This is a genomic window from Aeoliella mucimassa, from assembly GCF_007748035.1.
In the GTDB taxonomy this organism is placed as follows: domain Bacteria; phylum Planctomycetota; class Planctomycetia; order Pirellulales; family Lacipirellulaceae; genus Aeoliella; species Aeoliella mucimassa.
Window position 1 is genome coordinate 5,227,202 of the sequence record NZ_CP036278.1, and the last position, 19,428, is coordinate 5,246,629.

General features: G+C 59.7%; 16 protein-coding genes. 4 read left to right on the top strand and 12 right to left on the bottom strand.

Annotated features, from left to right (window positions below):
* Nucleotides 1-116 precede the first annotated feature (116 nt).
* Nucleotides 117-464, top strand: a complete 348-nt coding sequence (locus tag Pan181_RS20420; RefSeq protein WP_145249570.1) for a P-II family nitrogen regulator — start codon at nt 117-119, stop codon at nt 462-464.
* 5 nt (nt 465-469) lie between these two features.
* The gene (locus Pan181_RS20425; protein ID WP_145249572.1) at nt 470-823 is read left to right on the top strand and encodes a hypothetical protein; all 354 of its coding nucleotides are present in this window, start codon (nt 470-472) and stop codon (nt 821-823) included.
* Between the two features lie 72 nt (nt 824-895).
* Here Pan181_RS20425 and Pan181_RS20430 read toward each other — a convergent pair whose 3' ends face one another.
* The 9 genes from Pan181_RS20430 to Pan181_RS20470 all read right to left on the bottom strand — a co-directional run bounded on the left by Pan181_RS20430 (nt 896) and on the right by Pan181_RS20470 (nt 11,465).
* Entirely contained in the window at nt 896-1,969 is a 1,074-nt protein-coding gene (locus Pan181_RS20430; protein ID WP_145249574.1) for a hypothetical protein, read from the bottom strand.
* Nucleotides 1,970-2,077: 108 nt separating this feature from the next.
* Nucleotides 2,078-2,245, bottom strand: a complete 168-nt coding sequence (locus Pan181_RS26675) for a DNA gyrase inhibitor YacG (RefSeq protein WP_261342238.1) — start codon at nt 2,243-2,245, stop codon at nt 2,078-2,080.
* A 4-nt stretch (nt 2,246-2,249) separates the two neighbouring features.
* A complete protein-coding gene (locus tag Pan181_RS20440) occupies nt 2,250-2,546 on the bottom strand; it encodes an FmdB family zinc ribbon protein (RefSeq protein WP_145249578.1) in 297 nt (98 codons plus the stop codon).
* 93 nt (nt 2,547-2,639) lie between these two features.
* A complete protein-coding gene (gene grpE, locus Pan181_RS20445; protein WP_145249580.1) occupies nt 2,640-3,215 on the bottom strand; it encodes a nucleotide exchange factor GrpE in 576 nt (191 codons plus the stop codon).
* A 6-nt stretch (nt 3,216-3,221) separates the two neighbouring features.
* A complete protein-coding gene (gene dnaJ, locus Pan181_RS20450) occupies nt 3,222-4,358 on the bottom strand; it encodes a molecular chaperone DnaJ (protein ID WP_145249582.1) in 1,137 nt (378 codons plus the stop codon).
* Between the two features lie 134 nt (nt 4,359-4,492).
* Complete coding sequence (gene groL / locus Pan181_RS20455; protein ID WP_145249584.1) at nt 4,493-6,112, bottom strand: chaperonin GroEL; 1,620 nt, start codon at nt 6,110-6,112, stop codon at nt 4,493-4,495.
* A gap of 88 nt (nt 6,113-6,200) precedes the next feature.
* Nucleotides 6,201-6,500 carry a co-chaperone GroES gene (groES, locus tag Pan181_RS20460; RefSeq protein ID WP_145249587.1) on the bottom strand — a complete coding sequence of 100 codons (300 nt, stop codon included), beginning with the start codon at nt 6,498-6,500 and terminating at the stop codon, nt 6,201-6,203.
* Between the two features lie 81 nt (nt 6,501-6,581).
* Nucleotides 6,582-8,270, bottom strand: a complete 1,689-nt coding sequence (gene groL / locus Pan181_RS20465) for a chaperonin GroEL (protein ID WP_145252365.1) — start codon at nt 8,268-8,270, stop codon at nt 6,582-6,584.
* Nucleotides 8,271-8,645: 375 nt separating this feature from the next.
* Nucleotides 8,646-11,465 carry a tetratricopeptide repeat protein gene (locus Pan181_RS20470; protein ID WP_145249589.1) on the bottom strand — a complete coding sequence of 940 codons (2,820 nt, stop codon included), beginning with the start codon at nt 11,463-11,465 and terminating at the stop codon, nt 8,646-8,648.
* Between the two features lie 710 nt (nt 11,466-12,175).
* Between Pan181_RS20470 and Pan181_RS20475 the strand changes: the two genes are divergently transcribed.
* A complete protein-coding gene (locus tag Pan181_RS20475) occupies nt 12,176-13,129 on the top strand; it encodes a hypothetical protein (protein ID WP_145249591.1) in 954 nt (317 codons plus the stop codon).
* Here Pan181_RS20475 and Pan181_RS20480 read toward each other — a convergent pair.
* Genes Pan181_RS20480 through Pan181_RS20490 form a run of 3 tightly spaced genes read right to left on the bottom strand, consistent with a single transcriptional unit; the run spans nt 13,103 to nt 17,916 of the window.
* A complete protein-coding gene (locus Pan181_RS20480; RefSeq protein WP_145249593.1) occupies nt 13,103-16,108 on the bottom strand; it encodes an ABC transporter permease in 3,006 nt (1,001 codons plus the stop codon). The genes Pan181_RS20475 and Pan181_RS20480 overlap by 27 nt on opposite strands.
* Nucleotides 16,095-16,892 (bottom strand): ABC transporter ATP-binding protein, encoded by a 798-nt coding sequence (locus Pan181_RS20485; RefSeq protein ID WP_145249595.1) that lies wholly within the window; start codon nt 16,890-16,892, stop codon nt 16,095-16,097. The genes Pan181_RS20480 and Pan181_RS20485 overlap by 14 nt, the downstream gene beginning before the upstream one ends.
* Nucleotides 16,893-16,908: 16 nt before the next feature.
* Entirely contained in the window at nt 16,909-17,916 is a 1,008-nt protein-coding gene (locus tag Pan181_RS20490) for a DUF1559 domain-containing protein (RefSeq protein ID WP_145249597.1), read from the bottom strand.
* A 761-nt stretch (nt 17,917-18,677) separates the two neighbouring features.
* Here Pan181_RS20490 and Pan181_RS20495 point away from each other — a divergent pair.
* Complete coding sequence (locus Pan181_RS20495; protein WP_145249599.1) at nt 18,678-19,067, top strand: DUF2721 domain-containing protein; 390 nt, start codon at nt 18,678-18,680, stop codon at nt 19,065-19,067.
* The last annotated feature ends 361 nt before the right edge of the window (nt 19,068-19,428 follow it).

Consider the following 19,428-nt stretch of genomic DNA (forward strand, 5'->3'; position numbering starts at 1 on the left):
TGTGGGGCTAACGCTGCTAGCGATGATCGCTGGCAGCTTAGCCCCTTTTTTTGTTGGCACCGCACTCTTCGGTACTATGATTGAGCATGGTATCATTCGTGGCGGAGGACCATAGAATGAAACTAATTTGGGCGGTCATTCAACCCACCAAGCTTGCGAGTGTCGAAAAAGCACTCATTAACATCGGCGTGACCCGCATGACCGTGCTCGACGCGATGGGATACGCACGGCAGCGGGGGCACATCGAAACCTACCGCGGCCACGAATACGAAACCAACCTACTGCGTAAAGTGCAGCTCGAAATTGCCGTGAACGACGACTTCGTCGACCGCACCATCGAGTGCCTGGAAGAACACGCCCGCACCAGCGTGGAAGGCCATATTGGCGACGGCAAGGTGTTTGTGGTGCCTTTGGAACAGTCCATACAGATTAGCGATGGCCAACGTGGCCCAGGAGCGGTTTAACCCCGATGATTCTTGCTGTTACTAACGACCTGATCACTGCTACGCCGATCGAGCGAGCCTCGCAGCAAAATGGCGAGCGGTGTCTGGTTGTCGCCCCCGAAAACCTCTCCGACGTGGAAGACTTGCCGATTCGGCTGGTAATTCTCGATCTGTTGACCATCGACGACGTGACCAGCTTCGTCGAGAGTGTCCATAATGCGTTTGGCAGCGACACCCCAGTGATCGCTTTTGGCCCGCACGTGGACGCCGAGCTGCTATCAAAGGCGCAAGCGGCTGGCTGCACGCAGGTGCTCTCCCGCGGGCAGTTCCACCGCGACTTGCGGGTGTTGATCGCCGACGCGGTAGCGGCCCATCGCTAGCCGGAGGAAGGCTCGCCCCCCTGCCCTGCTGTGCTGCAGGTCGCGTTATGCAAGCGGTTGCGTCTCAGTTGCCTAAGCCGCATCGGCCTGATTGCCGACGATCTCGGGAACGCCGGTCTCGCCTGGCTGGAGCGTGGGAATCGTCCCACGGAACTCTGCGGGATCGATATAGACTTCGTCGGTCGGCATGCAGTCCACATCGCGTCGACGAAGCAAATACAGCCCAGCCGAGGTCGTCCAGAAGAGCGACGTCAGGTAAACGGTCACGACCGAGCCGACCAGCCCCATCCACCAACTGGTGGTTTCGGCCGCCCAGGTGCTTGGTGTTTCTCCGGCGGTAGCTTCGCCCACTGCGACGACCGTGGTCGCCAGTAGCTGGCTCACCGCAGCAGCCGAGGTGCCAAGCACCAGCATCGCCGCCAGGTAGCCGACCAGTCGCAAGGGTTTCTGAAATACGTATGCATAAACGCGACTCACCGCGTCGAACGAGTCGCTCTGATCAGCCGCCGCGGCCATCACCATGATCGGCCAGCCCAGCAGAGCCCCGAACGCGTAAACCGTAGCGACCATCGCAACGACCAGCACCAGCGGCCACAGCACGGCTGCCACCGGGGCGAGCCAAGTGACTTGCATGGCGAGTTTCGCAGCACCGAGCGGCAAAGCAACAATCGCCAGGCCGACGAGCATCACGACCGGGCCGCCGAGGAAATGCGACTTGTGGCTCCAGACGTAGCGGAGCGAAGCGACCAGATTCGGTTCTTCATGGCGAGTCAAATGCAGTACCGACAGGCGGGCGATTGCCCCGCCGACCAGGCCCCACACGAGCACCCGCACTAGGCAACGTACCGCACTAGCGAGCAGGTGCTCGCCGCGTACGAGTTGCACAAATGGGTCGACGAATCCCAGCCAGATGCCTTGCAGCTGGCCCCAGCAAGCGGCCCACCAACCAGCAACGCCTGTCGCTTCGAGCGGCACAACACCGGCGGATTGGTCCACGAGCAAGCGATCAGCGGCCCAGATGGCCAGCACTCCCACCACAGCCAGCAGCATCACCCGCCCACGCATGGCCAATGCCAGCGGTTTGGTCAGCAAGTGAAGGGTGTCTTGAAGTTCAAAGCGATTCGTGGGATTCAGCTTGGCCTGCATCGTGCGGCTCCTCCGCGTCATCAGAAGTCGGCGTCATGCCTAAGACGGAACGAATCGCGATTATAAACCGCGCTGGCCAGTCCGCCTACCTTGAATCGGTGCTAGCACTTACAGCATTTCGGGCGTTTCGTCAGCATCGGGATCCGGAATCGACGGCAGCCCGTGACCTTCCCCGAACCAGCGGTTCAAGTCGACTAGACGACATCGCTCGCTGCAGAATGGCAACGAGTCGGAATCGTTCGGGTCGAACTCTTTTTTGCAGGTAGGGCAGACCAACAGCTTAATCCTTCTTCGAACTCTTCTTTTTGGTCGAGCTATCCGACTTCGCCTTGGTTTCCGATTTGGTGCTCGACTCCGACTTTTTGTCGTTCGCGGCGGCCTTTTTGTAGGAGTCGCTGCGGTAGTCGGTTTCGTAAAACCCCGAACCCTTGAACATCACCGCAGCTCCGGTGCCGAACAACCGGCGGAGCTTCAACTTGCCGCACTCCGGGCACTTGCGTTTGACCGGCTCGGAGATCGACTGGAACAGCTCGAACTCATGATCGCACGCATCACACTGATAGTCGTAGGTAGGCATCTTTCACTTCTCACCAACCAGAATAAATATCGCGCAGAGTCGCTGAGACGACTCACGGAACTCAAACGTCTCTACGAGACACTCCAATTGTCGCTAAGCGGTGGCCTCGTCGCCAGCCGAATCGTTCTCGGCAATGTTGCCAATCTCGCCAGGACCCGCGGAAACAATCACCTGAGCGGCCCGCACCACGCGGTCGTGCAACTGATAGCCCGCTTGCGTGACCATCATGATCACCCCAGCAGGCACTTCGGGCGAAGGCTGCTGCAGGATGGCCTGGTGGTAATCGGGATCAAACACTTCGCCTTCGGCGGCAATCTGCTTGCAGTTGTGCTGATCGAGGGCGGTCAGCAGCTGCTGGCGGACCAGTTTAAAACCTTCGAGCAGGCTGGCCACTTCGGCTCCTTCGCCGGCGGCTTCGATCGCCCGATCCACGTTGTCGAGCACCGGCAGAATATCGCGCATCAATTCGATACCAGCGTACTTGCGAGCATCGGCCAGTTCCCGCGCCTGGCGAGCACGCAGGTTCTGGAGTTCGGCCTGCAAACGTAGCGAACGATCCTTCTCGGTAGCCAATTCGGCCTCGAGTTCTTCGGTATCGACTTCGGGCTGGTTTTCCAACTCCTGCGATTCGTCCATCGCTTCGTCAACCAGTTCTTCTTCGTTGGCCATCTTCGCTTATGCCTCCTCGCCATCAGAATCGTTGGCGGTAAAGTAATCAGTCAATTGTTTGAAAAACGACTTCCGCTGCGGAGCCACGTTCGTGTGTTCCAGTTCAGCCAGCTCGCGTAGCAGTTTGTCTTCGTCTTTGGATAGTTTGGTCGGTACTTCGATGCTCACCTGCACCAGCAGATCGCCGACGCTGTGCGACCGCGGGTCGGGCATGCCTCGGCCGCTCATGCGAAACACCTCGCCCGACTGGGTGCCGGCCGGTACTTTTACTTCGCCCCGCCCGGCGAGGGTCGGCACCTCGAGCGTGCAACCGAGCGCTGCTTGGGGATAGGTAATCGGCACGCGGCAAATCAGGTGAGGGCCTTGTCGCTCGAACAGCGGGTGGCTCAGCACCGAAATAAAACAGTAGCAATCACCGGGAGGTCCGCCGTTGGGGCTTGGCTCTCCTTCGCCGGTGATTCGGACCCGCATGCCATCGTCGACACCAGCGGGGATTTTGACCTCGATCGCCACGGTGCGGAGTCGCTGCCCTTTGCCGCGACAGGTGCGGCAAGGGTCCTTCACCTTCGAGCCTTCGCCGCCGCAGGCGGGGCACGTGGTTTGTACGCGGACGATGCCAGCCGATTGAATCACCCGACCGTGGCCGCCGCAGTAGCTGCAGACCTCGCGGGCGCTGCCAGCGGTGGCTCCGGTGCCGTTGCAATCGTCGCAGTTTTCGTGTCGTTGAAACTCGACTTCTTTGGTGCAACCCTCGGCTGCTTCGTGCAGGGTGAGCGTTACGTCGCAGCGAACATCGCGTCCCGCGCGGGCGCGTCGCCCTCCTCCGCCGCCACCGAAGATGTCGCCAAAGATGTCGCCGAACGCGCTGAAGATGTCGCCGACGTCGTGGAAATGACCTCCACCACCCCCAGCACCATTCACGCCTGCGTGGCCGTACTGGTCGTAGCGCGCACGCTTCTGCGAATCGTGCAGTACCTCGAAGGCTTCACTGCACTCTTTGAAGCGTTCAATCGCTTCCTCGTCGCCGGGGTTCTTATCGGGATGGTACTTGATTGCCAGCTTGCGATAAGCGGTGGCAATGTCACCCTCCGACGCAGAACGCTCGACGCCGAGAACTTCGTAATAACAACGTTGTGTAGGCATGAATAGCTATTGGCTTTGGGCTGTAAGCTATAGGCTAGCGACTCATTCAAACCGCCAGTCTGTCTCAAAACACCGGGCCACTCGCGAACATGCACGAGTGGCCCGATGCAAGCGTTTTTCTCACTCAGCGACCACTAGCGAATCGAACCAACGACAGCCTTCTTGTCGTCGTCCTTCGAATCGTAGTTGGTCACGAGAGCCTCGGTGGTGAGGATCAGACCAGCAATGCTGGAAGCGTTCGTCAGCGCGGTCTTCACAACCTTGGCTGGGTCGATAACACCTGCCTTGAGCATGTCGACGTACTCACCAGCGTTGGCGTCGTAACCTTGGTTGAACGGCTTCTGCGAGACTTCGTCGGCTACGACGCTACCGGCCAGACCACCGTTGTCGGCAATCTGACGCAGCGGAGCATCCAACACGCCGAGCACGATGGAAACGCCGATTTTCTCGTCGCCCTTGGCACCGCTACGAGCAGCTTCTACCGCTTCGCGACACCGCAGCAACGCCACACCACCACCAGGCAGAATGCCTTCTTCCACCGCTGCACGAGTTGCGTGCAGCGCGTCTTCGACGCGAGCCTTCTTTTGCTTCATGTCGGCTTCGCTGTTGGCACCCACCGACACGATGGCAACGCCACCGGTGAGCTTGGCCAGACGCTCTTGCAGCTTTTCGCGATCGTAGTCGCTGGTGCTGTTCTCGATGCTCTTGCGGATCTGATCGATTCGCTTTTGCACGTCGGAGGTCGCCCCACCACCTTGCACGATGGTGGTCGAGTCCTTGTTGATGGTGATCTTCTTGGCCCGGCCGAGCTCTTCGAGCGTGACAGCCTCGAGCTTCTTGCCAAGGTCTTCGGAGATCAGGGTGCCGCCGGTTAGGGTGGCAATATCGCCGAGCATCGCCTTACGACGATCGCCGAATCCAGGAGCCTTTACCGCGGCAACGTTCAGGATGCCACGCAGCTTGTTCACCACCAACGCGGCCAAGGCTTCGCCTTCCACGTCTTCGGCGATGATCACGAGGGCTTTGCCCTTCTGGCTCACCTGCTCGAGAATCGGCAGCAACTCACGAAGATTGCTGACCTTCTTCTCGTGAATCAGGATGTAAGCGTCTTCCAGAGCACATTCCATGGTGGAAGGCTCGTTGATGAAGTAAGGCGACAGGTAACCCTTGTCGAACTGCATACCTTCGACGAACTCGAGGGTGGTTTCAGTCGACTTGCCTTCTTCCACGGTGATGACGCCGTCTTTGCCAACCTTTTCCATCGCGTCGGCCAACAGGTCGCCGATCACGCGGTCGTTGTTCGCACTGATGGCACCCACCTGGGCGATTTCCTCTTTGCTCGAAACCTTCTTGCTCTTCGAGTCGAGGAACTCGCAAGCAGCAGCGACACCCTTTTCGATGCCACGACGCACGGCGGTTGGATTGCTACCAGCAACGATGTTGCGGGCACCTTCCTTCAGGATGGCGCGGGCTAGCACCGTAGCGGTGGTGGTACCGTCGCCAGCGAGCGAGGAGGTTTTGTCGGCCACTTCGTGCACGAGCTTGGCGCCCATGTTTTCGAAGGGGTCTTCGAGTTCCACTTCCTTGCTGACGGTGACGCCGTCTTTGGTCACGGTAGGACCGCCGAACGACTTGTTGATGATAACGTTACGACCGGTGGGGCCCATGGTTACAGCCACGGCATCGGCCAGTTTGTCGACACCCTTGAGCATCTTGGCTCGTGCGGCATCGTCGAACATGAGTTGTTTAGCCACGATTGAGTCCTTTGCAGGTTTAAATTCGGTGAGTTGTGCGGAACGTTACAGGTTACAGACGCAAGTGGTGCGTCGGGCGGGTTTGCCCCTAGGCGGTAACCTTGGCGAGGATGTCGCTCTCACGCAGGATCTTGTATTCCTGGCCGTTTACTTCGACTTCCGATCCGCCGTACTTGCCGTAAATCACTTCGTCGCCAACGGCCACGGAGAGCTCACCACGGTTGCCGCTGTCCATGAGCTTGCCAACGCCGACAGCTACGACTTTGCCACGCTGCGGCTTTTCGCGAGCGGCATCCGGCAGCACGATACCGCCAGCGGTCATCTCTTCGGCTTCCATGGGTTGCACCACCACACGATCGTCCAGGGGACGCAGATTGATCTTTGCCATGATTTGTATTTCCAGATTGGTTTATATGTTGTTTGTATTTGTAAGGTCGAAAGGATCGCAGTTAGGTAGCCAGCGGCTGGCTTACATCATGCCGGGCATGCCACCCATGCCGCCCATGCCACCCATGCCACCCATGCCGGGCATTCCTCCCATGCCACCCATACCGTGATCATGGTGATCGTGTCCGCCTTCTTCCTCTTCCGAAGGAATCTCGGTCACGAGCGAATCGGTGGTGAGCAGCAGCGAAGCGACGCTGGCTGCATTTTGCAGAGCGGTGCGAACCACGCGAGCGGGGTCGATCACGCCAGCAGCGACCAGATCGGTGTACTCGTCCTTATCGGCGTTATACCCTTCGGTCTTACCCTTCAGGCGACGCACGCGGTTGACGACCACGGCGCCGTCGACACCGGCGTTCTCGGCAATGTAACGCAGCGGGTATTCGAGCACGGCCTTCACGATGGCAACACCGAGTTGCTCGTCGCCTTCGAGCTTGAGCTTGTCGAGGGCCTTCTCGCTACGCAGCAAAGCAACACCGCCACCGGGGACAATGCCTTCCTGCAGCGCGGCGTGCGTAGCAGCACGAGCGTCGTCGAACAGCGCCTTGCGCTCTTTCATTTCGCTTTCGGTCGCAGCACCACACTTGATTTCGGCCACACCGCCGGCCAGCTTGGCCAGACGCTCTTGCAGCTTCTCGCGATCGTAATCGCTGTCGGTGGTGTTGATTTCGTTGCGGATCTGATCGGCACGGCCAGCAATGGCGTCCTTCTTGCCAGCACCACCGACGATGGTGGTGTTGTCGCCAGTGATGATCACCTTCTTGGCCTTACCAAGATCGGTGACCTGCACCGCGTCGAGCTTGATACCGAGGTCCTTGAAGATGGCGTTCGCACCAGTCAACGTGGCAATGTCGCCAAGCATGGCCTTGCGGCGATCGCCGTAGCCAGGAGCTTTGACCGCACAAACGTTGACGATACCCCGCATCTTGTTCACCACCAACGTGGCCAAGGCTTCGCCATCCACGTCTTCGGCGATGATCAACAACGGCTTGCCCGCCTTCGAAATGGCTTCGAGCAACGGCACCATGTTCTTGGCGTTCGAAATCTTCTCTTCGAACACCAGGATGTGGCAGTTATCGAGCTCCGCCGACATCTCGTCTTCGTTCGTCACGAAGTGAGGCGACAGATAACCGCGATCGAACTGCATGCCTTCGACCACTTCGACGGTGGTCTCGTTGCCGCGACCTTCGTCGACGGTGATCACACCGTTCTTGCCAACCTTGCTGAACGCGTCGGCCAGCACCGAACCGATCGTGGGATCGTTGTTACCAGCGATCGTGGCGATTTGCTGCAGACGCTTCTTGTCTTTCACGTCGATGGGGTCGGCCATCTTGGCAATCGAGTCTTGAACCGCTTCGACCGCCTTGGCAATGCCGCGGCTCAGGGCCATGGCGTCGGCACCAGCGGCAATCATCTTCAGACCTTCGCGGAAGATGCCTTCGGCCAGCACGGTCGCGGTGGTGGTTCCGTCGCCAGCGACGTCGTTGGTCTTGCTGGCGGCTTCCTTCACCAATTGGGCACCGAGGTTTTCGTAGGGATCATCGAGTTCGATGTCCTCGGCAACGGTCACGCCGTCTTTGGTCACCTTGGGCGAACCCCAGCCCTTGTCGAGCACCGCGTTGCGGCCGCGTGGACCAAGCGTGCTACGGACGGCTCGAGCCAGCTTCGCGACACCCTCAGCGAGGGGACGGCGGGCTTCGTCGTCAAATACCATTTGTTTAGCCACTGTCGAAACTCCTTTGTTTGCAGTTGTCGGTAGACAGTTGTAAGTCGTGTTTGGGTCGGTGGTTTGCGGCCGCCCCCCACCTGAGGGAGGTCGCTGCCGCGCTCTATCGCACTGAACCAGCGGGCAAAAATGCCGCTGGAATGATTTGGCAGACCGTAGGCCTAGTGTCCCCCATGTATGCAAGCAGCGTGCCAGAGCCAAGAAACGCGATAGATGCCGAGAAATAGCCCGATTCCAGCCACCCCGCCCTGAGCTGGCGAGTTACGAATGCCAATTTGGCAGAAGCCAATCCTCACAGTTTGCCACCGACTGCCATGGTTCTGACAACTCTGGCAGTCTGGCAGGTGGGACCTCGGGCTGCAGCTATTGAGCAAGGTCCTCAAGCCATCCCTGGACCAGCTCCACCTTGTGCGGCATGCCGATTTCGCTAAACAGGGCTAGAGATTTGCGGTACAGCTCCTCAGCCCGCCCCAAATCGCCGCGAATCTTATAGAGATTCCCGAGGTTGCCGCATTGACTCGCTATCCCCTCCTTGCGACCTAGCTTCACTTCAATCCTGAGTGACTTTTTGTACATCTCTTCGGCTCGTCCCAAGTCGCCGCGAGTCAGATACAGAATCCCCAGGTTGCCATAGTCACTCGCCATCCCCTCCTTACGGCCTAGCTCCTCATTGATATCGAGCGACTTTTGGTACATCTCTTTAGCCCGCCCCAAGTCGCCGCGAGTCCGAGAGAGATGCCCCAGGTTGCCGTACTGAATCGCCATCCCCTCCTTGCGGCCTAGCTCCTCATTGATATCGAGCGACTTTTGGTACATCTCTTCGGCTCGCCCCAAGTCACCGCAAGTCCGACAAAGATTCCCCAGGTTGCCGTACTGAATCGCTATCCCCTCCTTGCGGCCTAGCTCCTCATTGATATCGAGCGACTTTTGGTACATTTCTTCGGCTCGCCCCAAGTCACCGCGAGTCAGACAGAGATCCCCCAGGTTGCCGTACTGAATTGCCATCCCCTCCTTATTACCTATAGCCTCATTAATATCGAGCGATTTTTGGTGCATTTCTTCGGCCCGCCCCAAGTCGCCGCGTGTCTTATAGAGAATCCCCAGGTTGCCATAGACAATCGCCATCCCCTCCTTACGACCTAACTTCACGTTGATACCGAGCGATTTTTGGTACATTTCTTCGGCCCGCCCCAGGTCGCCGCGAGTCTTATAGAGAATCCCCAGGTTGCTATACTGATTCGCCATCCCCTCCTTGCGGCCTAGCTCCTCTTCAATCTTGAGCGACCTCAGGTACATCTCTTCGGCCCGCCCCAGGTCGCCGCGAGTCCGACAGAGATTCCCCAGATTGCCATAGGCACTCGCCATCCCCACCTTGCGGCCTAGCTCCTCATCAATCTCGAGCGATTTCTGGTACATCTCTTCGGCCCGCCCCAAGTCGCCGCGAGTCCCGTAGAGAATCCCCAGGTTGACGTAGGCACTCGCCACTCCCTCCTTGCAGCCTAGTTCCTCTCCAATCTCGAGCGACTTCAGGTACATCGCTTCGGCCTGCCCCAAGTCGCCGCGAGTCAGATTGAGGTTCCCCAGACAGCCATAGGCACTCACCATCCCCTCCTTACAACCTAGCTCCTCGTTATTATCGAGTGCCTTCTGGTACATCACTTCGGCGTGCCCCAAGTCACCGCGAGTCAGATAGAGATTCCCCAAGTTGCCATAGGCAGTAGCAAGTATTTGTGCGTCCCCTGCTGCCAGGGCTTCCACCTGTTGGTACAGACATTCTGCTTCGTTTAAGTCTCCTTGCAGACTACGGATGAGGCCTAAGCGATTGAGGGCATCCAGGTCGCTCGGTAACTGATTGAGAATAAGGCGAATCCGACGCTCGGCTTCTTTAATATCCCCTCGCAAGTAAGCTATGGCGGCGATTTCGCGGTGGAGCTCCAATACCTCCTGCTGGGTCCTTTCTGCTTGCTCCGTTTTCTCGTCGCACATCGCCATCAGGGCGGCTTGCACCTGGGCCGGGTCTTTCGAGGCCAAGGCTTCGTCGGCACGTTGGTTACCGTGCTCGGCATCGGCAGCTAGTCTTTCAAGGCCAGCTTTGGCCTCTTCCAGCTCTCTTCGCAGGTTCTCGTTTTCGGTACGAAGCTGTTCGTCGGAATCGCGCTGTCTGCTGTCTTCTCGGAGTAGCCTCAGAATCTCTTGCTGGTTGGCTAGCGACTCCGCCCGATGGTCGCGGGCCTCTTCGCGAGCGGCACTTGTCGTTTCTACAACCACCTCCAGACTCATGGCTAGCGAGTCAAGCTTGGTCCCAACGTCCTGCGAAACAGTGGCCAGTGTCGACAGCAGCTCGGTATGCTTTTCCGCTCCTTCCGCATCCAGGTGCTGGCGAAACTGCTCGACTTGCCCTTGAATGACCTCTCGCAAGGCTCGGGCACTTTTCACTTGGTGCTTTTTTAGCTCTTTGGTTTCGCCATCGCGTTCGGCATGGTCTGGCAGTCGCTGCAAAATCTCCGCCAGCAACGTCATCTGCAAGGCGGCGTACGCTTTGCCACCCCCGGGACCTTTGCCTGTAGCGTCCTCTTTTAGCAATTCCCATACGGCTTGAGCAAATCGCTGGTGAAGCCACCCGCCGGCTGCCTTGGCTGCTGCTGGCGTGAGTTTCCAGCTATTTAGGCGGGCATGCACGGCCACCATCTCCTGCCACGTTTCGGGCTCCAGTGCCGTAGCCTGGGCGATGCCGGCCTGGGTGATATTGGCCTCGCCCACAATGACTTTCGTCAGCTGTTCCCCCTGCACAGGGGCAACGTCGTCCTGCCACTCGGGCATGGTGGTTAGCTCTTCCCACCGCTTTTCAATCGCTTTACCCACTTTGCGAAGCGTCTTGGCATCAGCCGCCGCTACTCCCGACGATTTGTCGCTGGCCACAGCCTCCAGGCAAGTCCGCACCGCATTGCCCGAGAGCTTGGTGAGGTCGTGGTTCTTGAACAGTTCACCTGGCTTTGCCGACCGACTGAGCAGCGAAGTCTGAATATCATTGGCTAGAACGTTTGACGCCAAACCGGCAACTGGTGCCGCCAACGAACCAGCAGCCCCTACGGGGGCAAACGCGGCAATGGCAGCCCCCCCAGCAACCAAACCGGTGCAGGTGAGGACTCGCGTCGTGGTGTGGGTGAGGTCGAAACCAGCCATGAACTTCCAACCAGAGTTTGCGACAAGGCCGAGGAGGTCCGCATTGTAGTCGATCCGGCCACACGAATACTAGCAGTTTATACGTCGGGAATTTTTGCTAGATTCCCTTTGCAATTGGCCACCAGATGTGCACTAATGATCAGCACACCACGACACGATTGGTGCGACGCTGTTTGGCAATTTGGCTGTAGGCTTTTGGGCGATAAGCGGTAGGCTCCCTGCTGCGCGAAGGTTCATGTTTGTGGTAGCCGGAATTACCGTGTGAAAAACCGGTGGGGCAGCTCGGAGCTCGACCGCACCCTACGTCCACTTACAACGGACTGCTGCACTTACAACGAACTACGGACAACTGACAACTACGGACGACTGGCCACCAATCGTTTTGCCCCCACTCCATCGCAGGGTGGGGCAAAACTCCCAGCGGGAGATTTTCGGCCGTGCGAGAAAACACCGAAAAACAAAGGCAAAATGCAAATCCCCCGGCCTCCGTGCGGAAAGAATAAAGCCCCCACGAATCGATTTCCCGGTTTTGGGGGCACAACGACATCGCCTAGTGTCCCCACTCTAGCCCACCCCCTCAAGAGGGATGGGATTCGTAGTGAATCGTGGTAGTACCGACTCGCTTGACAACCAGAGAAAAGCCATTTAGTTTCAAGTGGCGTGTGGGACTCCTTTGGGGCGAGCTTCCATACAAACGACTAGGAACAACGATGAAGGCTATTTTCTCTTGGCTCACTACACTCTTGTGGGTGGGCGGCATCTGGGCGATTGGCACCCAAGCTAGTTTTGCTCTGATTATCGACTCGTTTGACGCCGGCGCTTACGAAGACACCGACGGCTTTGTCGACGTGAACATGACGCAGCACACCCTGGCAACCACCGAAGTACTGGGCGGCGCTCGCGAGGTGATTGCCATGTGGGATGGCAACTTCGAACTGGCACAGAGCGAAGGCTCGTTCACCATGGGCTTCGATGGCGGCATGTTCGAGGTCTCGCTCGTGCGGTACGGAAAGCTGATCTCCACTTCGCAAGGCGACTACCTGAACGCCGAATTCACCGCTGCGGGACACGACCGCTTGCGGATCGATATGGGAGCCACCACGCCAGGCAGTGCAGGCAACGAGGGCGCTATCGTGCGTGTCTCACTATTCAGCGGCCTGGAATCGGGTAGTACCCGGGGCAGCTCAGCCGTGTACTTGCCAATCGCCACGATGGATTCGTATTACTTGGATATCGAATACGATTGGTTCCAGTATAACGCGACTGGATCGCTGGACATGGCTGACATCGATGGCGTGACGGTCGAACTCTTTGCACCAGCAAGCCAGACCCGAGTTGGAGAGATTTCGATCGGCCAGATTGCCACGGCTGCGGCCCCGATCGCTGGTGACTTCAATGCCGATGGCAACGTAGATATCGCGGACTACGAGGTCTGGAAAACTCAGTACGGATTGAGCGGACCGCTCGATGCCGATGGCAACGGCGACCGCCAGGTCGACCTCGGCGACTACACCCTCTGGCGCGACAACCTGGGCGCCAGCACCCCGGTTGCTCCGACGCTGACCGCGGTGCCAGAGCCGGCAACTGCTTTGCTGGGGCTCGTCGCCATGGTGGTTATCTGCGGAGCTCGTAAGCACCTACATCGCAGTGCGACCTGCTTGTAACAACGCGAGCGGCTTGGCTCGCCCAATCGTTACGGCGGGCCACACGGCTGCCAGCAGGCAGGCACCCAGCGCGAGCGCGAAGCCCAGGCTCAGGTGACTCCAGGGAATCAGGAAGGTCGGCGGCCCGCCGAAGAACGCGCCCGAGTAGCGGCTCATGCCGACTCCGCACCAACCTGCGATCAGCCCAAAGCTCAGGCTCACCAGGCAAACCACGAGCCCGATCAACAGCGACTCGGCAATCACCAGCCGCACGAGTTCGCCGCGGGTGGTTCCGATTGATCGGAGTACTGCAAGCTCCCAGGTCCGCGCCCGCACCGATGCGATGATGGTGTTGACGACCGCCAGCGAGGTGATGAGCAACGTCACGAGCGGCAGTTGGCTCATGCTCCAGATCACCCCATCGGCCCGCCGAGAGATGCTGGTGCGAATGCTCGCGGTGTCGGTCAGCCGGGCGAAGGGTCGGTAGGCGGTGACCTGCCCTACCCCGTCGGCGACGAACGACTCGCCGGAGTCTTGCTCGGCCAGCGATTGCATGGCTTGCTCGATTTCGGCGACGGGCTTCGAACCGTCGAAGTGGAGCCAGAAGAACTCGGTTCGCTCGCCGAGCGCGAAGTCGCTCCGCACCCGATCGTGGTCGGCGAGGACGATGCCGCCGGTCCGGACGAAGTGCCGCCGGACTCCGGAGAACTTGGTAAACCACTGCCAGCCTGGCAGCGAGACGACTCCGACCACTTGGTACTCGACCTTCGACTGCGGAGCATTGGGGGGAGTAAACGTCAGCAGGTCGCCGACGCCGATGCCGGTCGCCATTTCGTAGTCTTCCGACACCAGGCAACTGTTGCTGCTGGCGATTGCCTCGGCCGCCTCGGCGGGTGAACCCGCGACGAACTTCAAATCCAAAAACGGATCGCTGCTAGCCAAGGCGCGGGGGGCGTCGAGGCCGATGACAATCGCGTTGTCCTTGCCCATGCCGCGGGGCAACTGGTCGTCGGGCCAGGCGATTTTGGACTGCTCGAGCGCCAGTGGAAGCAGGTCGCCCTGCACTCCGTCGATCTTGGCCACCTCGGCGGCCTGCGACTCGTCGAGCCCAATCGGCTGGAATCCGACAATCGCGTCGGGCATCCACTCGCCAGGCAGGAAGGGCTGCAGCATCGAGTAGCCCCACGTCTGGGCCGACACGTACAACGCCAGGCCGGAAGCGAGCGCGAGCGTGGTGCCGAGTGTTCTCCAGAGGTTGGTCGACAGATGCCCCCGCAGCAGTAGCGGGTCGATGCACAGCAAACGGGCGACGAGCGGGCCGAGGTACTTCTCGCTGGCGATGATCGCCGCTGGGGTGACCAGGGCCATACCGACCAGCAGGCAAGGGTAACTTACCACCGCCCACAACCAGGTACGCGAGGCGTCGTCCATCGCGACGAAGAATACCGAGATCGGTGCCATGGAGATCATCACCAGGCCGATCGCCAGACAAACCCACGGCCATTTTGGCGATTGCTCGGTGGTCGATGGCGACAGAGCGTCGAGCGGGCGGATGCGCATCGCTTGCCAGGCGGGCACGATCGCAGCGCCGAGCGCCCCGACCACCACGCTCGCCCCGGTGAGCCCTACGCAGGTCCAGCCGAGCTTGGCCCCGTCGGGAAACAGGTCGGGCTTGCTCTGGGCAGCAATGCTGAGAATCACCCAACCAGCGAGCAGTCCGCCGAGCCAACCGATGATGGCCAAGGCAAGGCTCTCTACCGCGATGATCATGCCGACCTGCCCGCGCGAGAGGGCGATCGCCCGCAGCATGGCGAACTCGCGACTTCGCTCGGTGACGCCCATGCTCAGGGTGCTGAAGATAATGAACACCGCCGCCAGGGCAGCCAGTCCGGTCGCCGAGTAGGCCTGCGTGAGTTTTTGCGAGACCGACCCACTGGTTGCCAGGCCTTCGCGAACGTCTTCGAAATCAATCGCCTTGAGCGACGGTCGCAGGGTGGATAGCCGCTCATCCCAGGCGCGGTGAAAGGCTTCGACATCGAACCCATCGCGGAGCGCGATTTGCAGGATGGCGGGTTTCGACGCGAATCCGTTGATCAACTCGGCGGTCGCAAACCGCACGTACACCGCGTTGGTTGCCAAGGTCGAACCACCGCTACCGCCGGGGATCGATGGCCCGCGAGAGGCAGCGTCGGCCGCTGGGCCTGGCTCACTAGATTGGGGAGGTCCAGCCCCACGTGGCCCTCGGCCGGAGGGTCGACCTTCGCCGCGTGGCGTGTCGGCTGGCTGCCCTTCGCGCGAGGCTCTTTGAGCGTCTGCTCCGCCGCGGGCATTCCCTCCGCTACCTCTTCCGCTGCCGCCACCGCCGCCGCGTCGGCCGCCGAGCGACTGGGGAGCTTGTTCGATGATGCCGACCACTTCGAGCCGTACCTGATTGGCAAACGTCGTGACCACGATGCGGTCGCCGACCTCGACTTCCAGGCTTTTGGCCGCTCCCTGACTCAGCACGGCTTGATGCTCGCCAGCGTCGGTCAACCACTCGCCGGCGACCATTTCGTAAGGGCCTTCCAACGCAGGGGTCGCGACAAGCGTCGGCCCTAGCGGTGGGGCTCCGTTGACCGGCGGTTTCGATCCGATCAGCAACCCGAGCGGGCCGCTATGCTCCTCGCCCTCTTTCAGTGCCGCACTCACGCTGGCTCGCGACTGGGCGATGGCATTCACTTCCAACACAGCGGGATCCTGCTGGAGTTGCTCAATCACAGCGGGTTCAATGCTGGTGGTCGCACCCGGTGGACCTCCCTGGGGAGTGACCAGCAGATCGTAACGGCCCAGGTACTTGTTCGCGTTTTCGTCGAACTGCGACACCAGCGCATCGTACCCGCTCACCACCCACGCGACCGCGGCCGCCGAGGCGATAACCGCCAAGCTGGTGAGGATCACCCGCGCGGGGTGCAGCACCATCTGGGCGACGACCAATTTGCACACGAGCTTAAACGACGCCATGCACTAGCTCCGTCTGCTCGGTCGGGGAGGTGATTTGTTGATAGTGGGAGGCAAGCTCCTGTGGCCCTGTGAAACTCGAAGCGGCAAAATCGCTCTCGAGCTTTCCGTCTTTGAGCACCACAATGCGGTCGGCCCAAATGGCCACGCTGGGCTCATGCGTGACGATTACCACGGTCCGCTGCTGCTCGTCGTTCAGCTTACGAATCACTTGGCAGATAAGCTGCCCGTTGGTCGAATCGAGGCTCCCCGTCGGTTCGTCGGCCAGCACGATGGCCGGCTCGGTCACCAGCGAGCGGGCGATGGCGACGCGTTGCTGCTCGCCGCCGCTCAAGGCACTCGGACGATGCGTGCGGCGATCGCCCAAGCCGAGCTGATCGAGCAACTCGCCCGCGAGTTTCACGCGATGGCTGCGGTCCGCAGCTGCGTACAGCGGCAGCAGCACGTTTTCTTCCGCTGTGAGTGCGGGCACCAGGTTTAGCGACTGGAACACCAGGCCAATCTCCCGGCGGCGAAAGTGCGTGAGCTGCTTATCGGACAAGGCGGAGAGGTCCTGCCCGTCGACTCGCACGGTGCCGCTCGATGCGTCGGTCAGACCTGCTGCCAGATGCAGCAGGGTGCTCTTGCCCGAGCCGCTGGCTCCCATCACCGCGACAAACTCTCCCGCGGCGACGGTAAGCGATACGTCGTCGAGCGCGGTGATTTCTTTGCTTCCTTGCCGGAAACGTTTGGTTAACCCCGTGAGTTCCAACGGGGGAGCCGAACCATGTTCGTTGTGGGTTTGCATTTCGATGATTCCTCTCCTATTCCGCTGGCAATACTTCGCCGCCGGCGCGTGTCCAATACGATTGCCATACCAGGTAATTGGTGTCGTCACTGGCAAACCGCACACTCCCATCGGCGAAGCAGGCGTTTACACCGCCGGGATGGTTGCTGCGGGCGGCCTGGATGCGAATGCGGCGGGCTCCGAGATCGGGGATCGCGCTATTCGGCGGAAACCGCCCGACCATGATGGTGCCGGGAATGCGGTCCATCTTGAACCAGTTGCAAAACCGCATGGAGTTCCAAGCACTGGCGGCCGAAATGGCCGAGTCCGGCCCGTTCAACTCAGCCGAGTCTGCAGTAGGGATAAGCGAGTCAACCGCCAGCCCCAAGGTCGCGACGTAACGCTGCACGTCGGGAGTCGTATCGGAAGGAGCCTCGTCGCATGGGCCGCGTAACGATTCGGTAAACGCTAGCGTGTTACTCAATCCATCGCTCACGCGTGCCATGCGTAGTTTCGAGTCGACGTAGCAGAGTCCATCCGTCTTACTCCCAAAAGGATCGCAATTCTGCGACGTGCCGACTCCACTCGAACCATTGATGCCATAGTTGGCCCCCGCCCACTCGTAAGTGGCTCCCGACTCCTCCACCTGATGCGTGGCTGGTTCGCTGTCGCTGGGGCAAAGGAACATCGGTATCACGGTTGCCGCGGCTTGAATCACCCGCGGGTCGCTCGAGGTCGGGTTCTCGGTAAAGTCGAACAGGTCGGCCAACTGCGATTGTTCGCAATACGGCAACAGGGTGGCCGTGGGGGTGAAGTAGTTGTGCAGCGACGGCAGCACCTTGTTGGTCGACTCGTAATTGTGCAGCGCTAAGCCAAGCTGCTTTAGATTGTTCACGCACTGACTGCGGCGAGCCGATTCGCGGGCGGCCTGCACCGCGGGAAGCAGCAACGCGACCAGGATACCGATGATGGCGATCACCACAAGAAGCTCCACCAGCGTGAACGCCTGCCGCGGGGGGTGCCTGAAAGTGACTGGGGTACTCATAGAGCCTGCGGGAGTGAGAAATGCGAATGTAGTAATTCGGTGAACCACCAAACGCCCATTCACTTTTGCAAGTTGCGTACCGGTGTCTCTCTAACTCTTCATAAGCGGGCGATTCTTCGACGACCAAGCAAGATTCTCTCGCACCGTGTCGGGCGGCCGAATTGCCAAGGACAGATTTGGGGTCGAACAAACCACCACTGGAGTCGACAAAACTGACAGCGGCTAGCCGACTTTCGCCTCCCCGCACCGCTCCGAGAGCGAGCCCACTTTCTGAGAAGTTTAATGTGGCAAATGGACACCAATCTGTTCTAATGAACAGTATGCCAATTAACTCGTTTACGATCCCTGCTCTCCCCTCCCTATTCCAGTCGCAATCCTCCAACCCACCGACGGCTTCATGATGCTTCTGCACCGATTTGCCCCCCGATTTTGCCGAACTCCGCAGCGATGGATGCGCAGCGGGTGGGGGCAAAACGCAGGGCAGCCGATCGCCACGCTGGATGGCAGCCACTGGAAAACGAGTGGTTTGCGGGTGAGAGGCGATCGCCCCACTGAAAATAAAGCCCCCACGAATCGTTGTTGGGGCGATATTCCGGAAGTGGGGGCAGAATCACAAATGCTTACCAACGAAAGAGTTAGGCCAAACCATGTGCCCCCAGCGTGGGGGCATGGTCTTTTCGAACCCCGATCGGGGGGCGAGACTGGCAGGCAACCTACCCGTAACGAAAAGCATCCCTCATTCCATTTCCCCGAGTCCCCCCATGACGCTTACGACGCCGGCCTTGCTGTTTCCGGCCATCTCGCTGTTGCTCTTGGCCTACTCGAATCGCTTTCTGGCCATCGCGCAGCTCATTCGCCAACTTCATGGCAACGGTACCGACAAGCTCGGCGATCGCATCCTTCCGCAGATCGAGAATTTGCGAAAGCGAATCGTGCTAATCAAGCGGATGCAACTTTACGGGGTGGTGAGCTTCATCACCTGCACCGCTTCGATGTTCTGCTTGTTCCTGCACCAGGATCTGATCGGCGAGTGGATTTTCGGCGGCAGCCTGATTTTGCTGATCGTTTCGCTCTTCTACTCCGTGGTCGAGATTCAGATCTCCAGCGGCGCGATCGACGTGGAACTCAGCGAACTGGAACTGCGACGATAATGAGCGTCCCCCCGCACGAGCGGGCCTGCCCCCCGACAGTGGCCGTGAGAAAAAGAAGTCGCCCCTTTCGCGTAATGGCCATCGATAGGGAGGGGGGGAACTCGCGATAGGCCACGCTGAGTGAAAGGGGCGACTCTAAGGATCTGTGGGGAAACTCAATTGGGTCGATCGGCTTTTGATCAACCAGAAAAATACGACGAGATCGTACAAAGTGTAGGGATCGCCTGCGTTTCTGACCCGCGGGGCGACCACTTCTCAAGACCTGTTATTTATACGAAGCTAGGAACCAACCGGTTGATAGAAAAATAAGGCCTGCGGGCTAAACCGTCTGTGATCTGCGATACATTCCGCTCAACACTAG

What these genes read in the sequence shown, in the direction of transcription:
- Pan181_RS20420 (WP_145249570.1), top strand. Translation starts at nt 117, where the DNA reads ATGAAACTAATTTGGGCGGTCATTCAACCCACCAAGCTTGCGAGTGTC.
- Pan181_RS20425 (WP_145249572.1), top strand. Translation starts at nt 470, where the DNA reads ATGATTCTTGCTGTTACTAACGACCTGATCACTGCTACGCCGATCGAG.
- Pan181_RS20430 (WP_145249574.1), bottom strand. Translation starts at nt 1,969, where the DNA reads ATGCAGGCCAAGCTGAATCCCACGAATCGCTTTGAACTTCAAGACACC.
- Pan181_RS20440 (WP_145249578.1), bottom strand. Translation starts at nt 2,546, where the DNA reads ATGCCTACCTACGACTATCAGTGTGATGCGTGCGATCATGAGTTCGAG.
- grpE (WP_145249580.1), bottom strand. Translation starts at nt 3,215, where the DNA reads ATGGCCAACGAAGAAGAACTGGTTGACGAAGCGATGGACGAATCGCAG.
- dnaJ (WP_145249582.1), bottom strand. Translation starts at nt 4,358, where the DNA reads ATGCCTACACAACGTTGTTATTACGAAGTTCTCGGCGTCGAGCGTTCT.
- groES (WP_145249587.1), bottom strand. Translation starts at nt 6,500, where the DNA reads ATGGCAAAGATCAATCTGCGTCCCCTGGACGATCGTGTGGTGGTGCAA.
- groL (WP_145252365.1), bottom strand. Translation starts at nt 8,270, where the DNA reads ATGGTATTTGACGACGAAGCCCGCCGTCCCCTCGCTGAGGGTGTCGCG.
- Pan181_RS20470 (WP_145249589.1), bottom strand. Translation starts at nt 11,465, where the DNA reads ATGGCTGGTTTCGACCTCACCCACACCACGACGCGAGTCCTCACCTGC.
- Pan181_RS20475 (WP_145249591.1), top strand. Translation starts at nt 12,176, where the DNA reads ATGAAGGCTATTTTCTCTTGGCTCACTACACTCTTGTGGGTGGGCGGC.
- Pan181_RS20480 (WP_145249593.1), bottom strand. Translation starts at nt 16,108, where the DNA reads ATGGCGTCGTTTAAGCTCGTGTGCAAATTGGTCGTCGCCCAGATGGTG.
- Pan181_RS20485 (WP_145249595.1), bottom strand. Translation starts at nt 16,892, where the DNA reads ATGCAAACCCACAACGAACATGGTTCGGCTCCCCCGTTGGAACTCACG.
- Pan181_RS20490 (WP_145249597.1), bottom strand. Translation starts at nt 17,916, where the DNA reads ATGAGTACCCCAGTCACTTTCAGGCACCCCCCGCGGCAGGCGTTCACG.
- Pan181_RS20495 (WP_145249599.1), top strand. Translation starts at nt 18,678, where the DNA reads ATGACGCTTACGACGCCGGCCTTGCTGTTTCCGGCCATCTCGCTGTTG.